At 62.7% G+C, this 21956-nt stretch carries 23 protein-coding genes; 8 read left to right on the forward strand and 15 right to left on the reverse strand.

Features of this window, described 5'->3' with window-relative positions; all coding sequences use genetic code 11:
• Positions 1-11: 11 nt before the first annotated feature.
• Positions 12-416: a methylmalonyl-CoA epimerase gene (mce, locus tag AC2FNS_RS13650; RefSeq protein ID WP_496681779.1), complete on the reverse strand. Its 405-nt coding sequence runs from the start codon at positions 414-416 to the stop codon at positions 12-14.
• Positions 417-550: 134 nt separating this feature from the next.
• On the opposite strand from mce, the gene AC2FNS_RS13655 reads away from it, so the two are divergent.
• Complete coding sequence (locus AC2FNS_RS13655; protein WP_496712118.1) at positions 551-1270, forward strand: response regulator; 720 nt, start codon at positions 551-553, stop codon at positions 1268-1270.
• Between the two features lie 279 nt (positions 1271-1549).
• Here AC2FNS_RS13655 and aspS read toward each other — a convergent pair whose 3' ends face one another.
• Positions 1550-3325: an aspartate--tRNA ligase gene (aspS, locus tag AC2FNS_RS13660; RefSeq protein ID WP_496681706.1), complete on the reverse strand. Its 1776-nt coding sequence runs from the start codon at positions 3323-3325 to the stop codon at positions 1550-1552.
• 194 nt (positions 3326-3519) lie between these two features.
• On the opposite strand from aspS, the gene AC2FNS_RS13665 reads away from it, so the two are divergent.
• Positions 3520-4746, forward strand: a complete 1227-nt coding sequence (locus tag AC2FNS_RS13665) for a class I SAM-dependent methyltransferase (RefSeq protein WP_496712116.1) — start codon at positions 3520-3522, stop codon at positions 4744-4746.
• Positions 4747-4751: 5 nt separating this feature from the next.
• Here AC2FNS_RS13665 and AC2FNS_RS13670 read toward each other — a convergent pair whose 3' ends face one another.
• From AC2FNS_RS13670 to AC2FNS_RS13680, 3 genes are read right to left on the reverse strand one after another with little or no spacing between them, the layout of a single operon-like run.
• A complete protein-coding gene (locus tag AC2FNS_RS13670) occupies positions 4752-5423 on the reverse strand; it encodes a CPBP family intramembrane glutamic endopeptidase (protein ID WP_496712115.1) in 672 nt (223 codons plus the stop codon).
• Positions 5420-6067 (reverse strand): aminotransferase class IV family protein, encoded by a 648-nt coding sequence (locus AC2FNS_RS13675; RefSeq protein WP_496712113.1) that lies wholly within the window; start codon positions 6065-6067, stop codon positions 5420-5422. Before AC2FNS_RS13675 ends, AC2FNS_RS13670 begins: the two co-directional genes overlap by 4 nt.
• Positions 6022-7155, reverse strand: a complete 1134-nt coding sequence (locus AC2FNS_RS13680; protein WP_496712111.1) for an aminodeoxychorismate synthase component I — start codon at positions 7153-7155, stop codon at positions 6022-6024. The genes AC2FNS_RS13675 and AC2FNS_RS13680 overlap by 46 nt, the downstream gene beginning before the upstream one ends.
• A gap of 172 nt (positions 7156-7327) precedes the next feature.
• Here AC2FNS_RS13680 and carB point away from each other — a divergent pair, with 172 nt between their 5' ends.
• Positions 7328-10681 carry a carbamoyl-phosphate synthase large subunit gene (gene carB / locus AC2FNS_RS13685; protein ID WP_496712109.1) on the forward strand — a complete coding sequence of 1118 codons (3354 nt, stop codon included), beginning with the start codon at positions 7328-7330 and terminating at the stop codon, positions 10679-10681.
• Between the two features lie 105 nt (positions 10682-10786).
• On the opposite strand, the gene AC2FNS_RS13690 is transcribed toward carB, so the two are convergent.
• The 5 genes from AC2FNS_RS13690 to lepA form a co-directional block, all read right to left on the reverse strand.
• Positions 10787-11101 (reverse strand): hypothetical protein, encoded by a 315-nt coding sequence (locus AC2FNS_RS13690; protein ID WP_490360453.1) that lies wholly within the window; start codon positions 11099-11101, stop codon positions 10787-10789.
• Positions 11102-11217: 116 nt separating this feature from the next.
• A complete protein-coding gene (locus AC2FNS_RS13695) occupies positions 11218-11460 on the reverse strand; it encodes a PA2433 domain-containing protein (RefSeq protein WP_496712107.1) in 243 nt (80 codons plus the stop codon).
• 261 nt (positions 11461-11721) lie between these two features.
• Complete coding sequence (locus tag AC2FNS_RS13700; RefSeq protein ID WP_496712105.1) at positions 11722-12090, reverse strand: hypothetical protein; 369 nt, start codon at positions 12088-12090, stop codon at positions 11722-11724.
• A 37-nt stretch (positions 12091-12127) separates the two neighbouring features.
• Positions 12128-12535 (reverse strand): hypothetical protein, encoded by a 408-nt coding sequence (locus AC2FNS_RS13705; protein ID WP_496797595.1) that lies wholly within the window; start codon positions 12533-12535, stop codon positions 12128-12130.
• 186 nt (positions 12536-12721) lie between these two features.
• Complete coding sequence (lepA, locus tag AC2FNS_RS13710; RefSeq protein ID WP_496712101.1) at positions 12722-14521, reverse strand: translation elongation factor 4; 1800 nt, start codon at positions 14519-14521, stop codon at positions 12722-12724.
• A 148-nt stretch (positions 14522-14669) separates the two neighbouring features.
• Between lepA and AC2FNS_RS13715 the strand changes: the two genes are divergently transcribed.
• From AC2FNS_RS13715 to AC2FNS_RS13725, 3 genes are all read left to right on the forward strand, one after another.
• A complete protein-coding gene (locus AC2FNS_RS13715) occupies positions 14670-15716 on the forward strand; it encodes a Hint domain-containing protein (RefSeq protein WP_496712099.1) in 1047 nt (348 codons plus the stop codon).
• A 104-nt stretch (positions 15717-15820) separates the two neighbouring features.
• Complete coding sequence (locus tag AC2FNS_RS13720) at positions 15821-16072, forward strand: hypothetical protein (RefSeq protein WP_496712097.1); 252 nt, start codon at positions 15821-15823, stop codon at positions 16070-16072.
• A 71-nt stretch (positions 16073-16143) separates the two neighbouring features.
• Positions 16144-17097 carry a LysR family transcriptional regulator gene (locus tag AC2FNS_RS13725; protein WP_496712095.1) on the forward strand — a complete coding sequence of 318 codons (954 nt, stop codon included), beginning with the start codon at positions 16144-16146 and terminating at the stop codon, positions 17095-17097.
• Here the strand turns inward: AC2FNS_RS13725 and AC2FNS_RS13730 are convergent.
• Positions 17094-17537, reverse strand: a complete 444-nt coding sequence (locus tag AC2FNS_RS13730) for a low molecular weight protein-tyrosine-phosphatase (protein WP_496712093.1) — start codon at positions 17535-17537, stop codon at positions 17094-17096. The two genes, AC2FNS_RS13725 and AC2FNS_RS13730, sit on opposite strands and share 4 nt — an antisense overlap.
• 27 nt (positions 17538-17564) lie before the next feature.
• Here AC2FNS_RS13730 and AC2FNS_RS13735 point away from each other — a divergent pair, with 27 nt between their 5' ends.
• Positions 17565-18260 carry an NAD-dependent deacylase gene (locus tag AC2FNS_RS13735; protein ID WP_496712091.1) on the forward strand — a complete coding sequence of 232 codons (696 nt, stop codon included), beginning with the start codon at positions 17565-17567 and terminating at the stop codon, positions 18258-18260.
• Between the two features lie 52 nt (positions 18261-18312).
• Positions 18313-18921 carry an HdeD family acid-resistance protein gene (locus AC2FNS_RS13740; protein WP_496681669.1) on the forward strand — a complete coding sequence of 203 codons (609 nt, stop codon included), beginning with the start codon at positions 18313-18315 and terminating at the stop codon, positions 18919-18921.
• A gap of 80 nt (positions 18922-19001) precedes the next feature.
• On the opposite strand, the gene AC2FNS_RS13745 is transcribed toward AC2FNS_RS13740, so the two are convergent.
• The 4 genes from AC2FNS_RS13745 to AC2FNS_RS13760 form a co-directional block, all read right to left on the reverse strand.
• Positions 19002-19469, reverse strand: coding sequence for a copper chaperone PCu(A)C (locus AC2FNS_RS13745; protein ID WP_496688489.1), 468 nt, complete (start codon positions 19467-19469; stop codon positions 19002-19004).
• Between the two features lie 44 nt (positions 19470-19513).
• Complete coding sequence (locus AC2FNS_RS13750) at positions 19514-19903, reverse strand: hypothetical protein (protein ID WP_496803882.1); 390 nt, start codon at positions 19901-19903, stop codon at positions 19514-19516.
• A 434-nt stretch (positions 19904-20337) separates the two neighbouring features.
• Complete coding sequence (rpmB, locus tag AC2FNS_RS13755; protein WP_040634222.1) at positions 20338-20625, reverse strand: 50S ribosomal protein L28; 288 nt, start codon at positions 20623-20625, stop codon at positions 20338-20340.
• A gap of 158 nt (positions 20626-20783) precedes the next feature.
• Entirely contained in the window at positions 20784-21935 is a 1152-nt protein-coding gene (locus tag AC2FNS_RS13760; RefSeq protein WP_496712085.1) for a Hint domain-containing protein, read from the reverse strand.
• Between the last annotated feature and the right edge of the window lie 21 nt (positions 21936-21956).

The following is a 21956-nucleotide window of genomic DNA, read 5'->3' on the forward strand; positions in this document are numbered from 1 at the left end:
CCTTGCCCAGTTCAGACCTGCTCTAGTTCGACGAGGCAGCCGTTGAAATCCTTTGGGTGCAGGAACAGAACGGGCTTGCCATGCGCGCCGATTTTGGGCTCTCCGTTGCCCAGCACGCGGGCACCGGTCTCCTTCAGGTGATCGCGCGCGGCGATGATGTCCTCGACCTCGTAGCAGACGTGATGGATGCCACCCGAAGGGTTCTTTTCCAGAAACCCTTTGATGGGGCTATCTTCGCCCAGCGGGTACAGCAATTCGATCTTTGTGTTCGGCAATTCGATGAACACGACGGTAACTCCGTGATCGGGTTCGTCCTGCGGGTCGCCGACCTTGGCCCCCAGCGCGTTTCGATACTGCACCGAAGCGGCCTCGAGGTCGGGAACCGCGATTGCGACGTGGTTGAGGCGGCCGATCATGACAAACTCCTTTGTTCGGGTCATCGACGGTTATGGGCGCTGCCCCTGCAAAGGGCAAGTGCGCCAAAACGCGCGTTAACCCTGTGTTATCCAGATCTTCCTAGCGTGAGGCATCTGCTGAAAGGAGTTCTGCCATGGACGATTCGGTGCCCTTCGCCGCATCCACCCCTGCTCCAAGCGCCGCACGGCCGTTGCTTGGGCAGACGATTCTGGTTGTCGAGGACAGCCGATATGCCTGCGACGCCCTGCGATTGATGTGCCTGCACAGCGGCGCCCGTATCCGGCGCGCGGACTGCCTCAGATCCGCCCGGCGGCATCTTCAGATCTACCGCCCAAGCGTGATCATCGTGGACATGGGCCTGCCCGATGGTTCAGGTGCCGATCTGATCGCGGAACTCAACATCGCCAGCCCTCGCATCAGCGCCATTCTTGGCATGTCCGGTGACGACGGCACGCAAGATCTGGCGTTAAGGGCCGGGGCCGATGGCTTCATGACCAAGCCGCTGAAATCGCTGACTCATTTTCAAACAACAATCCTCCAACTGCTGCCGGAGGACCGGCGCCCCGGCAACCTGCATGCAGTCCGCGACGAAGAAATCTCTCCGGATCCGATGGCCTATCAGGACGACATGGCTCACATTGCCGACCTTCTGACTGGGCCCGCCGATGACCGAACGCTGGACTATGCGGCGCAATTTCTGCGCGGCGTTGCGCGCGACGCCGGTGACTCCGTTCTGGCCGAAGCGGCGCAACAGCTGGCCATTTCACGCGTCCGAGGCGCCCCCGTAACGGTCCTGGCCGCCCGTGTCGCCGGTCTGGTGCAAAACCGCCTTGAACGGCGCGAGGCAATCTGAATGATCACTGCGTATTTCATCACCACCGCTTTGCTTTGCGCCTGGTGGTACCGACAGACCCGGCGGCAGGCGCGGTCCATACGGGTCAATCGACTGAATCAGCCCGGATGGCTGGATTAAAACTTGCGGTCTTGGGACCTTCGCCCTGCCGAAAGGGTCCCGGCCGAAACAATCGGCCCAGACCGGCCGCCCACGGCAAAACCTAACGGGCCCGCGGATACGTGCGCATCCGCTGAACCTGGTTTGGCCGCGTGAACAGGGAGGTGCGAGCGGGCCGGATCAATCCTGCGGAATGATGCGCAGGCCCAGTTCCATCAACTGATCCGAGGTCGGGTCCGACGGCGCCTGCATCATCAGATCCTCGGCGCGCTGGTTCATCGGGAACATCATGACCTCGCGGATGTTGGCCTCGTCGGCCAGCAGCATGACGATCCGGTCGATACCGGCGGCACAGCCCCCGTGCGGCGGGGCGCCATAGTGGAACGCGTTGAACAGCGCGCCAAAGCGGCTTTTGACCTCTTCCTCGCCGTAGCCGGCCAGTTCGAAGGCCTTGAGCATGATCTCGGGCTTGTGGTTGCGGATCGCGCCCGAGACCAGCTCATAGCCGTTGCAGGCCAGGTCGTATTGATAGCCCTTGACCTCAAGCGGGTCGCCTTGCAGCGCCTCCATGCCACCTTGCGGCATCGAGAACGGGTTGTGTTCGAAATCAATCTCGCCGGTTTCCTCGTCCTTTTCGTAGATCGGGAAATCCACGATCCAGGCAAAGGCGAAGCGGTCCTTGTCGGTCAGGCCCAGTTCCTCGCCGATGACGTCGCGCGCCTTGCCCGCGACCTTTTCGAAGGTCTTGGGCTTGCCGCCCAGGAAGAAGGCCGCGTCGCCTTTGCCCAGACCCAGTTGCTGACGGATAGCCTCGGTGCGTTCGGGGCCGATATTCTTGGCCAACGGGCCGGCCGCTTCCATTCCGTTCTCGCCCTCGCGCCAGAAGATGTAGCCCATGCCCGGCAGGCCCTCTTTCTGGGCAAAAGCGTTCATCCGGTCGCAGAATTTGCGGCTGCCGCCACCCGGCGCCGGGATCGCGCGGATCTCGGTGCCTTCCTGTTCCAGCAGCTTGGCGAAGATCGCGAAACCGGACCCCCGGAAATGGTCCGACACCACTTGCATCTTGATCGGGTTGCGCAGATCGGGCTTGTCGGTGCCATACCACAGCGCCGCGTCCTTGTAGGAAATCTGCGGCCAGACCTTGTCGACCTTCCGGCCATTGCCGAATTCCTCGAAGATACCCGTAAGCACCGGCTGGATCGTGTCGAACACGTCCTGCTGGGTGACGAAGGACATCTCGAGGTCGAGCTGGTAGAAATCGGTGGGCGAGCGGTCGGCGCGCGGGTCCTCGTCGCGGAAGCAAGGGGCGATCTGGAAATACTTGTCGAAGCCCGACACCATGATCAGCTGCTTGAACTGCTGCGGCGCCTGAGGCAACGCGTAGAACTTGCCCGGATGCAGGCGCGACGGAACCAGGAAGTCGCGCGCGCCCTCGGGGCTGGATGCGGTGATGATCGGAGTCTGGTATTCGCGGAAGCCCTGATCCCACATGCGGCGGCGCATGCTGGCGATCACGTCCGAGCGCAGTGCCATATTGCGCTGCATCGCCTCGCGGCGCAGGTCCAGGTAACGATAGCGCAGGCGCGTTTCCTCGGGGTATTCCTGATCGCCGAACACCATCAGCGGCAGTTCCTCGGCCGCGCCCAGCACTTCCAGTTCGCGGACATAGACCTCGATCTCGCCGGTGGGCAGCTTGGGGTTCACCAACTCGGGGTCGCGCGCCTTGACCGTGCCGTCGATGCGGATGCACCATTCTGAGCGCACTTTCTCCAACGCGCTGAATGCATCACTGTCGCCGTCGCACAGGACCTGGGTCACCCCATAGTGGTCACGCAGGTCAATGAACAGCACGCCGCCGTGATCTCGCACCCGGTGAACCCAGCCCGACAGGCGGACGGTTTCACCGACATTGGCGGCGGTCAGATCGGCGCAGGTGTGGCTGCGATAAGCGTGCATGGATGGTATCCCTTCGGGCGCTGAATTCGTCGCGCCGATACACCGCGATCACGTCGGGAAGTCAAGGGTTGGGGCGCGATGCGGGCCGGAATGCAGACAAATTCGAAAAAATCGCTATCTTTTGGACATGTGAACTTGAATAGTTTTCCCGGCACGCGGGAGCCAGGCCCCTTGAGCAAGGAGGTGTTCGGCCGATGTGGCAAACTGTTTTGGATCGCGTATTGCGGGGTTTCATCACCCGCGGAACTCTGCGGATCACCTATCCTGACGGGACGGCGCGCACCTATGGCGACGCCACGCAGCCCGAGGCGCATGTCACCCTGCATGACCCCGCATTGATGGCGCGCTTGGTGCGCAATCCCGAGATGGCTTTTGGCGAGGGCTACATGGACGGCACCCTTACCGTCGACGAAGGCGGCCTGGAAAGCGCCATGCGGATCGCGATTCGATGCGCGGCCAGCGGGTCATTGCCCCTGCTGCAGCAGATCCAGGACTGGGCCGGGTATCTGCTGCGACCGATCCTGCAGCGCAACTCGGTCCGCTCGGCGCGGCGCAATGTTGCGCATCACTATGACCTGTCCGACGACTTCTACCGGCTGATGCTGGACCCTGACATGCAGTACAGCTGCGCCTATTTCCAGCAGCCCTGGATGACTTTGGAACAGGCACAAGCCGCCAAAAAGGCGCATATCGCGCGCAAGCTGTGCCTTGAACCCGGAATGCGCGTGCTGGACATCGGTTGCGGTTGGGGAGGGCTGGCCCTGACGCTGGCGCGTGACCACGGCGTGCAGGTGACCGGGCTGACCCTTTCGCAAAACCAGCACCACACTGCGACCGCACGAGTACGGCAGGCCGGGCTAGCCGACCGCGTCGACATTCGGCTGATGGACTACCGGCAGATGCAGGATCAGTTCGACCGGATCGTCTCGGTCGGGATGCTGGAGCATGTGGGCGCGCCACAGCTGCGCACCTATTTCGACCAGGTCGCGGCCCTGTTGAAGCCCGACGGCGTGGCGTTGATCCATTCCATCGGCCGCAATGGGCCGCCCACCGGCCAGTCGCCCTGGCTGAACAAATACATCTTCCCGGGCGGCTATGTCCCGTCGCTCGAGGAAATCGTCAAACCCGTGGCACGCACCGGCCTGTGGTTTCTGGATGTCGAAAGCCTGCGGCTGCATTATGCCCTGACTCTGCGCGCCTGGCGCGACCGGTTCGAGAGCAACCTGGATCAGGTACGCGCGATGTATGACGACCGGTTCATCCGCATGTGGCGGTTCTACTTGACCGCCTGCATCCTGGTGTTCGAGGAGCGCGACCAGACCGTTTTCCAACTGCAACTGGGCCATCGCCGTGACGCGGTGCCGTTAACGCGGGACTATCTGTATCAGCCGGGTCAAGAAATGCGCAACGCCGCCGAGTAGAGCCCCTAGAACGGGCGCTGCACGTTTCCGGAATAGAAGAACACGCCCAGCCCGGCGGCAAAGATGATGTTGCCCGCGATCGCGTGCAGCAGCACCGCATAGAAGAACGACCCACGCTTTCGGTAGGCCCAGGAAAACAGCAGCCCGCCCGCGAATGTCATCGCGGCGACGATCCAGCTCCAATACATCAGATGGGCAAAGGCAAACAGCCCGGCGTTCAGCAACGGCAAGGCCGTGCCGTCAGGCAGAATCGCGTGATAGCGGCGATAGAACAGTGTGCGGAACAGCAGCTCTTGCGGAAGCGCCGACAGCAACGGATAGCCCAGCCAGATCACGACCAGAAATTCCGGCCGGTTCAGCAGCAGATAAAAGGCCGCATCGGGGCGCGTGGCCATCACCAAGGCCGCACAGATTGCCGCCATTGCGAAAGAGAACCCGATCACCTCGGCCCAGCGCCAGTTGCGCCAGCCATAGCGCAGCTCGGCCCAGGAAAAGCCCGGAGTGCGGTGCAGCAGGGCGACCCCGCCAGCGGTGAAGAAGAACAGGGCCGGAAACATCCAGTCGGGTGGAAACAGAACCGCGATCAGCAAGGGGACCGCGACATAGAACGCCACGAATTCAGCCTTCAGGCGCAGGTTCGACACCTGCAATCCACGCGCAGAACTGCGGTCGCTCATGGCAATATCACTTGGGCCGGGATCAAACCGCGCAAGGAATTGCCCATCCAGACCCGGTGCGCGGCGGCCAGATCATGCAGGGTCAAGACCGCCTCGACCGCGCGTCCGGTCTCAATCAGTTCCTCGCGCAGGATGCCCGGCAGCAGGCCCGCTGCAACCGGCGGTGTCAGCAGGCATCCGTTTTCCGTTTCGACGAACAGGTTGGTGATGGTGCCCTCGCACAGTTCATCCCGTTCATTCAGGAACAACAGCTCGTCCACGCCGTCGGGCAATTCCGCCCGCGCCTGATCATAGATCGCGCGGCGGGTGGTCTTGTAACGCAGCCAGATGTCCGAGGACATCAGCCGCGGCGTGGCGATGCCCACCGTCCAGCCCGGCGGGTTGTCCGCCAGAGGCCCCGTGGTGACCTCGGGCTTGCCGGTCATGTCCAGAGTCAACCGGCACCGCAGCGGGTCCGCGCCGGCCACGCCGGCCACCACCTCGCCCACACGCCGCACGTCGAACCGAACACCCAGCCAATCCGCCGTGCGCGCCATGCGCCGCAGGTGGCGCTCCAGCCGCACAAAGCCCTGCCCGGGCCGAAACGCAAAGGTTTCGATCAGACGGAAATCAGGCTCAGTTGGTGCGCGAACCGGGCTTTCCATAGCGCTTCCTCGTATTCCGAAGCGGCGGTGCTGTCCCAGACGACGCCTCCGCCGACGTTCAGCGTGGCCCGATTGCCCTCGACCATCAAGGTCCGGATCGCGACGTTGAATTCCGACCGCCCGTCCGGGGCGGCCCAGCCGATGGTGCCGCAATAGATGTCGCGCGGCCAGGGCTCCAGATCCGAAAGAATCTCCATCGCACGGATCTTGGGCGCCCCGGTAATCGAGCCACAGGGAAACAGCGCTGTCAGGATGTCGGACAGCCCGGCCCCCACCTGCAGCCGCGCCTGCACCAGCGACACCATCTGATGCACGGTGGCGTAGGTCTCGACCTTGAACAGCTCGGGCACCTGAACGGTTCCCGGCAGCGCCACGCGGCTGATGTCATTGCGCAGCAGGTCCACGATCATCAGGTTCTCGGCCCGGTTCTTTTCGTCCGAGGACAGGAAATCCCGCCGACGCGCATCCTCGGCCAGATCGGCGCTGCGCGGCTGGGTGCCCTTCATCGGCCGGGTCTCGATCATCCCGTCGGCATCGGTGCGGAAGAACAGCTCGGGCGAGCGGCTGAGCAGATCGGGCAGCCCGTCCTGCCGGACCAGCGCGCCATGGCCGACCGGCTGTCCGGCGGTCAGCGCGGCGTAGAGCGCGGCGCTGTCGCCCTCGGTTTCCAGGTCAATGGGAAATGTCAGGTTGGCCTGATAGATGTCCCCGGCCCCGATCGCATCATGCACGGCGCGGAAGGCTTCGGTATAGCGCGCCTCGCTCCAACGCGGCTGAAACGCAGTCAGCCCGGCTGCACCGGACGGCAGGTCGTGCACGCTCGGGCCATCGAATACCCCAAAGCACAACAGCGGCAATCGACGGTTTCCGGGCAGCCTTGCGGTCAGCTTCGGCTCGAGCGCATAACCCAACTCATAACTGGCATAACCGGCCAGCCAACCGCCCTTCGCGCGCGCGTCATCCAGCGCCGCCAAGGCATGGGGCACCTGCTCCGCCCGGTCGGCGCGGATCACCTGGGTAGGCCGGTCGAAACCTGTGCCCGGACCGGCGGGTCCCTGATCGAAACGAATGCGCAATTGCTTCCTCATCTACCGTTCCGCGGCATATAGAGAATACGGTGCCAAGGGAAAGGGGGGAAAGCGGCAATTTCGATTCCGTTTCCGATCCCCCTTGCACCTTTTGCCCGGGTCCCTATAACGCACGACAATTTGGGCGCTTGGGCGGCGCCCGCGACTCGTGCAAAATCGAAGGGACCAGGCCATGCCGAAGAGAACCGACATCCAGTCGATCATGATCATCGGGGCGGGGCCCATTGTCATCGGGCAAGCTTGCGAGTTCGACTATTCCGGCGCCCAGGCCTGCAAGGCCCTGCGCGAGGAAGGTTATCGGGTCATCCTGGTGAACTCGAACCCCGCCACGATCATGACCGACCCGGAACTGGCCGACGCCACATATATCGAGCCGATCACGCCCGAGGTCGTCGCCAAGATCATCGAAAAAGAACGCCCTGACGCCCTGCTGCCCACGATGGGAGGTCAGACCGGCCTGAACACCTCGCTGGCTCTGGAAGAGATGGGCATTCTGGAAAAATTCGGCGTCGAGATGATCGGGGCCAAGCGCGAGGCCATCGAGATGGCCGAGGACCGCAAGCTGTTCCGCGAGGCGATGGACCGCCTGGGCCTTGAAAACCCCAAGGCGACAATCATCACCGCTCCAAAAAAGGCAGATGGCTCTGCCGATCTGGATGCCGGCGTGCAGATGGCCTTGGACGAGCTGGAAAACATCGGCCTGCCCGCGATCATACGCCCCGCCTTTACACTGGGCGGCACCGGCGGTGGGGTGGCTTACAACCGCGAGGACTACATCCATTATTGCCGCTCGGGCATGGATGCCTCGCCCGTGAACCAGATCCTCGTGGACGAAAGCCTGCTGGGCTGGAAGGAATACGAGATGGAGGTGGTGCGCGACAGCGCCGACAACGCCATCATCGTCTGTTCCATCGAAAACGTCGACCCGATGGGCGTGCATACCGGCGACTCGATCACCGTGGCCCCTGCCCTGACCCTGACCGACAAGGAATACCAGATCATGCGCAACGGCTCGATCGCCGTGCTGCGCGAGATCGGGGTCGAGACCGGCGGCTCGAACGTGCAATGGGCAGTGAACCCTGCCGACGGCCGCATGGTCGTGATCGAGATGAACCCGCGCGTGTCGCGCTCGTCGGCGCTGGCGTCCAAGGCCACCGGCTTCCCGATCGCCAAGATCGCGGCCAAGCTGGCGGTGGGCTACACGCTGGACGAATTGGACAATGACATCACCAAGGTCACCCCTGCCAGCTTTGAGCCGACCATCGACTATGTGGTCACCAAGATCCCGAAATTCGCCTTCGAGAAGTTCCCGGGCGCTGAACCCTACCTGACCACCGCGATGAAATCGGTGGGCGAGGCGATGTCGATTGGGCGCACGATCCACGAATCGATGCAAAAGGCGCTGGCTTCGATGGAATCGGGCTTGACCGGCTTTGACGAGGTCGAAATTCCGGGCCTGAGCATCGGCCCTTGGGGCGCTGTCGAAACCAGCGACGACAAGGCGCATGTTATCAAGGCGATCAGCCAGCAGACGCCGGACCGGCTGCGCACCATCGCGCAGGCGATGCGTCACGGGCTTTCGGATGACGAGATCCAGGCGGTCACCAAGTTCGATCCGTGGTTCCTCGCGCGCATCCGTGAGATCGTCGAGGCCGAACGTGACCTGCGCAAGAACGGCCTGCCGGTCACCGAAGAGGGCCTGCGCGCGGTCAAGATGCTGGGCTTTACCGATGCCCGTCTGGCCAAGCTGACCGGCCGCAACGAGGACAACGTGCGCCGCGCCCGTCACAACCTGGGCGTCAAGGCGGTGTTCAAGCGCATCGACACCTGCGCCGCCGAGTTCGAGGCGCAGACGCCCTACATGTATTCGACCTACGAGGCCCCCACGATGGGCGAGGTCGAATGCGAGGCGCGCCCCAGCGACCGCAAGAAGGTGGTCATCCTCGGCGGCGGCCCGAACCGGATCGGCCAGGGGATCGAGTTCGACTATTGCTGCTGTCACGCCTGTTTCGCACTGACGGATGCCGGGTATGAGACCATCATGGTCAACTGCAACCCCGAGACGGTGTCGACCGACTATGACACGTCGGACCGCCTGTATTTCGAGCCGCTGACCTTTGAACACGTGATGGAGATCCTGCGGATCGAGCAGGAGAACGGCACGCTGCACGGCGTGATCGTGCAGTTCGGCGGCCAGACGCCGCTGAAGCTGGCCAACGCGCTGGAACAGGCCGGCATCCCGATCCTCGGAACCTCGCCGGACGCCATCGACCTGGCCGAAGACCGCGAGCGGTTCCAGGCGTTGGTCAACGAGCTGGGGCTGAAGCAGCCCAAGAACGGCATCGCCTCGACCGACGGGCAGGCGCTGGAAATCGCCGAGGAAATCGGCTTTCCGCTGGTGATCCGCCCGTCCTACGTTCTGGGCGGCCGCGCGATGGAGATCGTGCGCGACATGGATCAGCTGAAGCGCTACATCAACGAGGCCGTTGTCGTCTCGGGCGACAGCCCGGTTCTGCTCGACAGCTACCTGGCCGGGGCGGTCGAGCTGGACGTGGACGCGCTGTGCGACGGCAAGGATGTGCATGTGGCGGGCATCATGCAGCATATCGAAGAGGCCGGCGTGCATTCCGGCGACTCGGCCTGTTCGCTGCCGCCCTATTCGCTGTCGACCGAGGTCATCGACGAGATCAAGGAGCAGACCTACAAGCTGGCCAAGGCGCTGAACGTGGTCGGCCTGATGAACGTGCAGTTCGCGATAAAGGATGGCGAGATCTACCTGATCGAGGTCAACCCGCGCGCCAGCCGCACCGTGCCCTTCGTGGCCAAGGCAACCGACAGCGCAATTGCCTCGATCGCCGCGCGGGTGATGGCGGGCGAGCCGCTGGCGAACTTCCCGCAGCGCCCGCCCTACAAGGAGGGCCAAGACACCGAGATCGCCGACCAGATGACCCTGGCCGACCCGAACATGCCCTGGTTCTCGGTGAAAGAGGCGGTGCTGCCCTTTGCCCGTTTCCCCGGCGTCGATACCATCCTTGGCCCCGAGATGCGCTCGACCGGCGAGGTCATGGGCTGGGACCGCGACTTCCCCCGCGCCTTCCTCAAGGCGCAGCTGGGCGCCGGCATGGTGCTGCCCTCCAAGGGGCGGGCCTTCATCTCGATCAAGGATGCCGACAAGGGCGCGTTGATGCTGGAGGCGGCGAAGGTTCTGGTGGAACAGGGCTTTACGCTGGTCGCAACGCGCGGCACGCAGACTTGGCTGGACAGCCAAGGCGTGCCCTGTGACGTGGTCAACAAAGTCTATGAAGGCCGCCCCGACGTGGTGGACATGCTGAAGGACGGTCAGGTGCAGCTGGTGATGAACACCACCGAGGGCGCGCAGGCCATCGAGGACAGCAAGGCGATCCGCTCGATCGCTTTGTATGACAAGATTCCCTACTATACCACGGCCGCAGCCAGCCACGCCGCTGCGTTGGCCATCAAGGCGCAGGCCGAGGGCGATGTAGAAGTCAGGTCCCTTCAGGGCTGATACGCGCAAAGGGCAAAGGCCAATAGAACCACGCCGAACTGGTGCGCTCCGTGCGGCGGGGCGCCCGTCTCGCACCCGTGTCGCGCAAGTTGAGGCAAGGTGGGATCAGGCCCAGGCCAGGGCAGTGCCGATAATGACAAGGGTGATGCCCAGCCCCTCGCGGTAGGAAAAGGACTCGCCGAATAGAAAGAAAGAGGCGATGGCGATCAGCACAACCTCGGCCCCCAGAATGCCGGTATAGATGATGCCCAGCCGTTCGTCGCGCAGCGCGGCGAGTTCCAGCGTGGCGGCGGCCAGCAAAGTGGCGACGATCAGCAGCCCCAACCCGAGGCCGGGAAGCTTCCACCAGAACTTCATCGAGATCATGGCCACGGAGTAGAGACCCGCCGATCCAAGCGCGATGATGGGGATCATGGACATGGGGCCTCCGCCGCTGGTTTCCGTTGGGTCAACCTTAGCAGGTGCGGGTCAGCGGGGCTGTGAACTGGCTCACATTGCGGGGAGGCCCCTCCCAGACTTGTCGACAGGCGGCTTGATCAGTTCAGGCCGAGCATGTCCTTGGCCTTGGCCAGCGTATCTACCGAGGCCTGATGATCCCCGGCGTCGTGCAGTTTCTGGCCTTCGTCGCGCAGGGCCTCGACCTGCGCGACCTGCTCGTCGCTGAGCTCGGTGCCTGCCGCCAGCGCCGCGTTGATGGCGGCGATGTCGGTGGGGCATTGAGATGCGAAAGCGGGCACGGCGAACAGCCAGAGTGCGGATGCGATCGTCAGATGTTTCATCGGTGTATCCTCCCATGGTGGGGGACGGAGGATATCACGAAACGCTCACCAGCTCAGCGGACCTTGGTCGGGTGAAATCGCCCCCGGCGGCAAGCGCGGGTGCGGCGGTTGGTCAGCAGAGGTGAGGGCAGCGCTGGCCCGAGGGGAGGCGCAAACGCGCCGCCCCATGGGGCGGGTCGGCGCGGCCCGGCGGTGCCGGTGTGGGCTAAACCTCAATCAGATTCGAGGCATTAATCTTGCAATCAATCTTCCAAGATTTGCTCAATAGGAGTGCAAAACACTTGCTGACAGTCCACCGTCAAATGAAATAAAATGCACAGACGTGGTACCTTTCGGACCAATCCAGAACGGTTCGACTGTTTCCGCAAAGAAAACTCCTTGGGCAGAAGCGCCAAGCAAATGGCCTTTCGTTCGAGATACCTTATCCCCCTCGAAATATACTTCGGATCTGAAATTCATTGCCATACGTTGTTCGCCAGAGAAGTATGAAGCAAAGGCAATAAACAGCAAAAAAAACAGCAGCGTGGGCCGGAAAAAATCAACTTCCCGCAACTGCCCTCCCTGGAACAATTTTTTAGGCAGGCCATTCGTTGTAAAAGCAATTGAGATTGCCAAAATGAACCAAACCATTAGGCACATCAGCCAGAAAACTACACCTGACTTAAGATCAAAGTAAAAGAAGGAAAAACAAAGAAAGAATACAAAGATTGATCAGCTCAAAACGCTTCCACCGTCTAGCTGCCAGAATCAAAACAGCGCGAACACGGGAATAGATAGAACCCTCTCCCACTTTACTTCGTTTTTTAGGTGCAAGCCTTGCATAAGCTTTGACCAAATACCTGGCTTGGAGAACGATAAAACGTGTAAACAAAGAGGATACTGCAACTGTCAGCGCAAACTCAGTGGCATGCGGCCAAAAAAAAGAAAAATCAATTAGGGACCTTAAATCTGAAGGCAGCGCTCGTGAGTATCCCCAAAAATTGACTGAAATAATGGCAAAAAATGAAAAGATCACTCCAACTAATGAAAACTTATCAAGAACATCGCCTCGGAAAATCCCGGAGCGCGGAATCATAATTTTGAAAACGGAAGTCGGCCAGCTATGGTTCAATTTCAATCCTCAAATAGCTTCTGCGCATAGCTTCTGCGCCAAGTCACCCATTTCCCAACTCTTGGTGCGGTCAGATAATTTATTCAACAATAAATTGTATTATCCATCGATACAACTTCGACTATTTGGTCACTCAACAAACGGACAGCCTCAGCTGTCCATCTTCAACGCCGAAATAAACGCCTCCTGCGGGATGTCGACCTTCCCGAACTGGCGCATCTTCTTCTTGCCGGCCTTCTGCTTTTCCAGCAGTTTCCGTTTCCGCGTGGCGTCGCCACCATAGCATTTCGCGGTCACGTCCTTGCGCAGGGCGGATAGCGTCTCGCGCGCGATGACCTTGCCGCCGATGGCCGCCTGGATCGGGATCTTGAACATGTGGCGCGGGATCAGCTCTTTCAGCTTTTCGCACATGGCGCGGCCGCGGGTCTCGGCGCGGTCGCGGTGGACCATGACCGACAGCGCGTCCACCGGCTCGTCATTCACCAGGATCGACATCTTGACCAGGTTGTCCTCGCGGTAGCCGGTCATCTGGTAGTCGAAGCTGGCATAGCCCTTGGTCACCGATTTCAGGCGGTCGTAGAAGTCGAAGACGACCTCGTTCAGCGGCAGGTCATAGACGACCATCGCGCGGCTGCCCGCATAGGTCAGGTCCATCTGGATGCCGCGGCGGTCCTGGCAGAGTTTCAGCACGTCGCCGAGGTATTCGTCGGGCACGAGGATGGTGGCCTTGATGCGCGGTTCCTCAAGGTGGTCGACCTTGGACATGTCGGGCATGTCGGCGGGGTTGTGCAGCTCGATCATCTCGCCGTCTTTCATGTAGACGTGATAGATCACCGACGGCGCGGTGGTGATGAGCTCGATATCGTATTCGCGTTCGATGCGGTCGCGGATGACCTCGAGGTGCAGCAGGCCCAGGAAGCCGCAGCGGAAGCCAAAGCCCAGCGCGGCCGAGGTTTCCATCTCGAAAGAGAAGCTGGCGTCGTTGAGGGCCAGTTTCTCGATCGCGTCGCGCAGGTCTTCGAATTCGGCGCTGTCCACTGGGAACAGGCCGCAGAACACCACCGGCTGCGCGGGTTTGAAGCCCGGCAGCGGGGTTTCGGCACCGTTGCGGTCATTGGTGATGGTGTCGCCGACGCGGGTGTCGCGGACCTGCTTGATCGAGGCGGTGAGGAAGCCGATCTCACCCGGGCCCAGCTGGTCGACCATCTGCATCTCGGGGCGGAACACGCCGACGCGGTCGACATGGTGCAGGGTGCCGTTCGACATGAACTTGACCCGCATCCCTTTTTTCAGAACGCCGTCCATGATGCGCACAAGGACGATCACGCCGAGGTAGGAGTCGTACCAGCTGTCGACCAGCATCGCCTTGAGCGGCGCGTCGCGCTCGCCCTTGGGCGCGGGCAGCTTGTGCACGATCGCCTCGAGCGTTTCGTGGATGCCCTGCCCCGTCTTGGCGCTGACCTGAATGGCGTCGGTGGCGTCGATTCCGATCACGTCCTCGATCTGTTCGGCGACGCGGTCGCAGTCGGAGGCCGGCAGGTCGATCTTGTTGAGCACCGGCACGATCTCGTGATCCGCGTCGATGGCCTGATAGACATTGGCCAGCGTCTGCGCCTCGACGCCTTGCGTCGAGTCAACCACCAGCAGCGAGCCTTCGACCGCGCGCATCGAGCGGCTGACTTCGTAGGCGAAGTCCACGTGGCCGGGAGTGTCGATCAGGTTCAGCACGTACTTTTCGCCATTGTCGGCGGTATAGTCGATGCGGACCGTGTTGGCCTTGATGGTGATGCCGCGCTCGCGCTCGATATCCATGCTGTCGAGCAGCTGTTCCTTCATGTCACGATCCTGCACCGTTCCGGTCTCTTGGATGAGCCGGTCGGCAAGGGTGGATTTGCCATGGTCGATATGCGCGACGATGGAGAAATTGCGGATATGAGCGAGGTCTGTCATGAAGGGGGATATGTCCGCAGATTGTCACCTCGTCAAGCAGGGAAGCGCAGGGTAGAAGGGGTCAGGAGCGACTTTGGCAACCGGCGTTTACCCGTTGTTGGGACTGACAGGCGAAGCTGCGGCACCGGGCGAGGCGTGAAGGCAGGACATGGCGGACTATTCGATCTACGTTTTGGGCGAGTCGCAGATGACCATCTCGGGCGGCGAACAGTTGGACGGCGTCACCCAGGGGGACGGCTCGCACCTGGTGGGACAGACGATCACCTTCAACACGGTCAACCCGACCGAAATATTCATCACCGATGCCGGCGCCGACACCGATTTCCGCGACAATGACGGCAACCAGCGGCTGAACGGCGACCAGACCATCGACGGGACCTTGTATTCCAACGGCACGCGGGTCGAGGCGGAATACGGCATCACCCTGACCGACGGGACCAATACCTGGCAGGCGGTCGGGTTCAACGTGAACAACTCATCGCCCAGCTTTGCCACTGTCGAGGGGTTGGCCTTCATCGGCGGGCCCGGAAGTTTTCCGCCCGCGGGCGTCCCGCTGACGGTGATCAGCGCCCAGGAAGGACCCAATTTCGACTCCAGCGCCTATGTCACCCCGATCTGCTATGCGCCCGGCACCCTGATCGAGACCGAGCGCGGCCAGATCGCGGTCGAGAATCTTGCCGTGGGCGACCGGGTTTGGACGCTGGATCACGGGTTTCAGCCGGTGCAGTGGGTCGGTCGGCAGAGCGTGATCGCCGCCGGACGGTTCCGCATGGTGACGATACCAGCGGGAACCTTGGACAATACGGCTCCGCTGTGCGTGTCGCAGCAGCACCGGCTTTTGGTTGCGCATCCGTCGGTTGAGTTGATGTTCGGGATGGATCAGGTTTTCGTGCCGGCCATCAGCCTTGTCGACGCGGGCGCTGCTGCGCTGTCGCCGGCCCTCACGGTGACGTATCACCATTTCATGCTGGACCGACACGCCATCGTACGTGCCAATGGCGCGCTTTCCGAAAGCCTGCTGGTATCGGCGGCGCAGTCGGGCACGCCGGACGCGCTGTTCTTCCCCGACCTCGATGGGGCTGCGCCGATGGCAATTGCCCGGCCCGCTCTCACCCGTCGCGAAGGCGCGACGCTGCTGCACGAGATGATGCGTGTTGATCGGGATCGAGGTTTGATTCATACTGCGCGCAGCTGAGAGAGGCGCAAGACCTCTCCGGGCAGGCAAAGCGAGGCATGAGCATGAAACACTTCCTATTGATTGCTGTTTGCGCATCGACGCTGACGGCAGTGGCGCCGGCCATGACAGAAGCGGCGCAAATCAAACGGGCCTGTCTGGCGTCGGACCGCACCGCCGCGACACGGCAACGGTGCAACTGCATCCAGAGCGTCGCCGACCAGGTGCTGACCCGCAGCGACCAAAAAACCATCGCCAAATGGTTTACCGACCCGAACCAGGCGCAGGCAATCAAAATGTCGAAAAGCGCCCGCGACGATGCTTTGTGGGAACGGTATCAGGCCTTTGGGCAGGTCGCTCAGGCCAGTTGCAGCTAGGAGGGCAACGGGCCAGTGCTTGACCTGACCTGTGCCGAACCGCAGGAATGGCGCAGCGAAAGGTGTGTTGCATGGGAATGAAGGGGCTGACCCTGCGTGGGCTGGAAGTATTTGCGGCCCTTGCGCGGACCGGTTCGGTGGCGCAGGCCGCCGAGATCACGGGGCTCAGCCAGCCGTCGGTCAGCCAGCAGTTGCGCAATCTGGAAAAGGCGTTAGGCACCGATCTGGTCGATCACGGCCGCCGCCCCATGCGCCTGACACCCGCCGGGCGCAGCTTTCTGGCCCGGGCCGAGGCGGTTCTGGCCGAGCTGCAGATGGCCCAAAGCGAGCTTTCGGTCATGGACCTGGGCCATTTGACAACCCTGTCGATTGGGCTGATCGACGATTTCGACAATGACCTGACCCCTCGCCTGGCCACGCTTCTGGCCGAGCGTCTGACCCGGTCGCGGTTCAAGTTGATCACCCTGTCCAGCCTGGATCTGTTCCGCGCGCTCGAAGACCAGAGCCTGCACATGGCCGTATCGGCTCACAGCGGCGAGGTTCTGGAGGACGTGGTCGAATATCCGCTGGTGCAGGACCCGTTCATCCTTGTGGCGCCCAACGGCAGCGCTGTGGACGAGGAAGCCCTGCGATCCCTTCCGTTTTTGCGCTATGCGCGCGAACAGTTGATCAGCCGCCAGATCGAAAGCCATCTGGCCCGCGCGCAGCTTGAGTTCGAGGACCGGTTCGAGATCGGCTCGCACCTGGCGCTAATGGCGATGGTCGCGCGCGGGCTGGGCTGGGCGATCACCACGCCGCTGGGCTACATGCGGGCCGCCCGGTTCCATGACGGGCTCGAGGTGCACCCCGCCCCGTTCGGCGCTGCGTCGCGCAGGATTTCCCTGTTCACCCGGTCCGACTGGTCCGATCAGGTCCCGCGCGACGTGGCCGGCATGACCCGCCACCTGATGCAGAGCCAGATGATCGACCCTTGCCTGACCCGTCTGCCCTGGCTGTCCGGGCAGTTCAGGGTGATCGGCGGTTAGGCGTCCAGATACGCGATCAGCCCGTCGACGGCGGTTTCGATCAGATCCAGCGCGCCGTCGAAGTCGCGCGTATAATACGGATCGGGCACATGATCGGCGCCGGTCTGGGCCGCGAAATCGGTCAGCAGGCGCACCGGGGTTTCATTGCCCGCCGGGCGAAGCGCTTCGATCTTGGCGATGTTGCCGTCATCCATCCCGACGATCAGGTCGAACCGGTCGAAATCGGCGGCAATGAACTGTCGCGCGCGCAGGTCACTCAGGTTCAGCCCACGGGCACGGGCTGCGCGCTGCATTGGGACATAGGGCGGATCGCCCACATGCCAGTCCGAGGTGCCGGCGCTGTCGGCGGCGTGGTGGTGCGCGCGGGCGCGGAAAATGCCCTCGGCGGCGGGCGAGCGGCAGATATTGCCGAGGCAGACAAACAGGATACGCTGTGACATGACTCGGGTGTAGCGCGCGGAGGGCGGATGGGAAAGATCGTGATTTTGACCGGGGCCGGGATTTCGGCCGAAAGCGGGCTGGGCACCTTTCGCGACGAAGGCGGGCTGTGGGCGCAACACCGGATCGAGGACGTGGCCACCCCCGAGGGCTTTGCCCGCGACCCCGCGCTGGTTCACGCCTTCTACAACGCGCGCAGGGTGCAGGCGGCGCAGGCGCAGCCGAACGCGGCCCACCGGGCGCTGGCCCGGCTGCAGCGCGACTGGCCCGGCGAGGTGGTGATGGTGACGCAGAACGTGGATGGCCTGCACGAAGCCGGGGGCGCGACCGGTGTGATCCACATGCACGGCACGTTGGCGGGCGCGCTCTGCGCGGCCTGTGGCCACCGCTGGCCCGCCCCGGCCGAAATGGCTGTGGATGAATCCTGCCCCGCCTGCGCCGGTCTGACCGCGCGGCCCGATATCGTCTGGTTCGGCGAGATGCCGTATTTCATGGATCAGATCTATGGCCACCTGGCGCAGGCCGATATCTTCGCGGCCATCGGCACCTCGGGACAGGTCTACCCGGCCGCGGCCTTCGTGCACGAGGCGATCGCCGCCGGCGCGCGAACGGTCGAGCTGAACCTGGAGCCCTCGGCAGGCGTATCCAGTTTCGACGAGACCCTGTTAGGACCGGCAACGCAGGTGGTGCCGCACTGGGTCGATCTCCTGTTGGCTCAGAGGTGACTTGAGGCCGCCCCGCAGGCTATGCTGAACCAAACCAGACAAGGAGTTTGCAATGACCGAACCGGACAGGCCGCAGGGCGAGGTCCTGGATGACGGCGCGCTGGATGGGCGTGCGGCGCTAGGGGAAACCCTTGCTGACCTGTGGTGGACCTTCCTGTTGCGCGGGTTGCTGGCGGGGGCGGTGGGCATCGCGGCGCTGTTCTGGCCTACCGGCAGCATCGCGCTGCTGCTGCGGCTGGTAGGTGTTCTGCTGATCCTCGATGGCGGGCTGACGCTGCTGGGCTTTGGCCGGCGCGGGTTGATCGGCGGTGCGGGTTTCGGCGCGGTGCTGATCGGGCTGGTCCTGCTGATCTGGCCCGAGGGCACCGCCAGACTGGCGTTCTTCCTGCTGGGGGCCTGGGCGCTGATCATCGGCATCGGGTCGCTGATGTCGCTGGGTCAGATGCACCCGCTGGACCCCGAGCGAGCCACGGTACGCAACTCGGGCCTTGTGGCGCTGGTGATCGGGCTGGTGCTGATCTTCTGGCCCGGCAGCGGGCTGGTGGCGTTGGGCTGGGCCATCGCCTTTTCCGCGCTGGCTTTCGCCGCGGTCATGCTGTTCATGGCGGCCCGGTTCAAGCGCGCGGGCGATCGGGTGACCATCCGCACCGTCAACAGATAGGGCCGACGCAAACAGGCCGGGCATTGCCCGGCCTGACGCATGGATGACGGCCGCAGCGCGGCCAGAAGACAGGCGTGCCGTCAGTTCGAATGCTTCATGTGACCGTCCTGGCGCTCGAGATCGACTGGGATCTCGACCTGCACCTCGCCGGCCTGCTCGAACACCAGCGTGACCGGAATTTTTGCACCCTGCTCGAACGGCTTTTTGATCCCCATGAACATCACGTGGTCGCCGCCACGTTGCAGCATGTGGGCTTCGCCGGCCGGGATGGCAAAGCCTTCCTCGACCTGCATCATCTTGGCGACGCCGTTCTCGTCGATCTTGTGCGTGTGCAGCTCGACCCGCGCGGCGACGTCCGACTGGGCCGAAACCAACCGGTCATCGGTGTCGCCGGTGTTCTTGATCATCATGAATGCCGCACCGGCCTTGGCGTTCATGCCCGAGGATCGGGCATAAGCATCCTCGACCGAGATGATGCTGTCGGCAAAAGCGGCGGTGGACAAGACGGTAGCAGCCAAAGTGGCCAGAAAAGTGGATTGGAAGCGCATTTGGGCCTCTCCTTGAAACGTGTCTGAATGTTTTGGAAACGATCTCAGGCGCGGATCGGAGGCCCCCTGGCCGATTGACCGTGGACCAGCGCGACCACCAAATCAGAGGTTCCGCGCAGCGGGCCGGGCTGGACCCGATCCGGTGCAAGAGGATGCGGTAGCTGGTCGGCAAACACCGCCCCCAGAAGACTGAGAGCATAGTCCGGGCAATAATGCGGCGCCTTGGTCGGCTGGCCGTTTTCGTCCATGTAGACCACGACCGGCCCCGTGCCGGTACACAGCACCATCTGCCCCACGGCCCTGTCCATGCCGCGCGAGGCGGCAACGCTCTGTCCTGTCAGCGCAAGAAGCAGCGACAGGGCAATCGGCAGGATCGTACGCAGGGTCCGGGTCATCTCGCCCGAGGTATAGGCGCGATCGAGGAAATCCGACAAGGGGATTGACCCGCCTGAGACAGTTTGGCGCTGCAAAAAAACGGGGCGGCCAAAAAATGGGCTGCCCCATGTCCAGTTGTCAGGGAGGTCAGAAAAAATCGCGGTCGTCGCGCTGGGTCGTCAGGCCTGTGTGCAGGCGGTTCACCCGCCGTTGCATCCGGGTGCAAATGGATACCGACTCGACCAGAATTGTCGAAAGGACTGAAAGAAATTTGGAGGTTTTCGCAGACATCTCATCGCTCCGCCGCTGCAATACGTACATGCTTAAGAAGATTCTCGCGCATTGTATGTGAACAATTTCACCGTTTGACGCGAAATTGTTTGGCGTCAAGGATGCGCGCTCGCGAAGGCCCAAACCCGTACAAAGATGTCTGCGCAACGAAGAGCCCCCGCGCCAACAGGCACGGGGGCTGAAAACAAGACCTGTGGGGAAATCAGGCCGAGGCTTGTGCCTTGGCGATTTCCTTCTTCACTTTCAGTGCGTTCGGGGACAGATCCTCATCCTTGGCCTTGGCGAGGAAGGCGTCCAGACCACCGCGGTGGTCGACCGAGCGCAGGGCAGCTGCCGAGATGCGCAGCTTGACGCCGCGACCCAGCGTTTCCGACTGCAGGGTCACGTCGTTCAGGTTGGGCAGAAAGCGACGCTTGGTTTTGTTGTTGGCGTGGCTGACATTGTTGCCAGTCATCGGGCCTTTTCCGGTCAGTTCGCAACGGCGCGACATGGTTTCATCCTTTGTTTCTGGTGGGCCGGGCTGCTGCACGCGGCCAAATCACAAGGGGCGCAACCCGAAGTCGCGCCCGAAAACTGGTTGGATGCGTTTAGTGGGAATCGCTTCAAGGGTCAAGACGGGTAGCGCGAAATCTTTGCTCCCCCTCCCGATCATGTCCCCGCACCCCAGTTTTCGGCCAGCAACGGTTTTGCGTTGCGCAGGTGCCGCGCGATTAATCGGGCCTGCTGGCGCCCGCGTGGAATGGTGCGGGCCGGGTTCGACACGTGAACCCCGCCTGCCAATTGCGGAAAGATGGCGAGGATCTCTTCTCGCGCTTTCGCGCCCAGCGACCACAGCGCCTCGGGGCCGGTGAACAGGCTTTCGGTTGGAGCGCCCTCGGCAAACACGATTCGGTGCTGGTCGAACAGCAGGTGGAGATACTCCACCCCCGGAATGGCGTCATCGACGAAGATGCCCGGCAGCGCCGTCAGCCTGATGGCGGGGATCAACACCTGATCCTGCCCGAACATGCGCCGCGCGATGGGGGACTGGACCAGCATCCGGTGCTGCCGAGACACCACCAGATCGCGCGCAGGCAGCCCGGCCCCAAGCGCACCGGCAAGGATCCGCACCGGGGCCAGCTTAGGGTTTGCCCGGATCTCGGTCGCGCTGAACGCGCGACATCCGATCCAGCGGATCGGCTGGTCGCCGCCCGAATCGGTCCGGACCAGCTGCCCAAGGTGCAGGTTCTGGATGGGCACCGGACCATGCGGTGTCAGGATGCGCGCGCCACGGGTGAAGCAGGGGACGCCGGATCCTTTTTCGAACTGCGAATAGGTGATCGTCTGGCCGGATGGCAGGGCGAAGGATCCGCTGGTCAGAGAATAGCTGGTGCCATCGACGACAGTGAACGTGCCAAAGCTGCTGTCGGTGACGACCGTCCCGGCCGGCAAGTTGAGCGTATCGCTACCCGACCCGCCCTGGATGTCGCCGGACACCGAGGTTGCCTGCAGCGTCAACGTGTCATTGCCACCCCCGAGGCGGATGTTGCCGATGGTCGAGCCTTGCACCGTCACGGTGTCGTCGTCGGCACCGGCGGTCAGGCGACCGCCAATGGAGCTGTTGATGATCGTCAGCGTGTCGATCCCGGCATTGCCGCGCACCGAACCGGAAATCGTACTGTTGGAAACGGTCACGACATCATTGCCGCCACGCGCGCGAATGCCGTCGATCGGGCTGCCTTGCGGAGAGCCGTTCAGCGTACCGCTGTCATTGCTGACATCGATATTGTCGTTGCCATTCGTCCCGTTGATATTGGGCATGGTCGGCCCGTCCCGTCGCGT

This window comes from Ruegeria sp. BHSA191 (assembly GCF_059613325.1).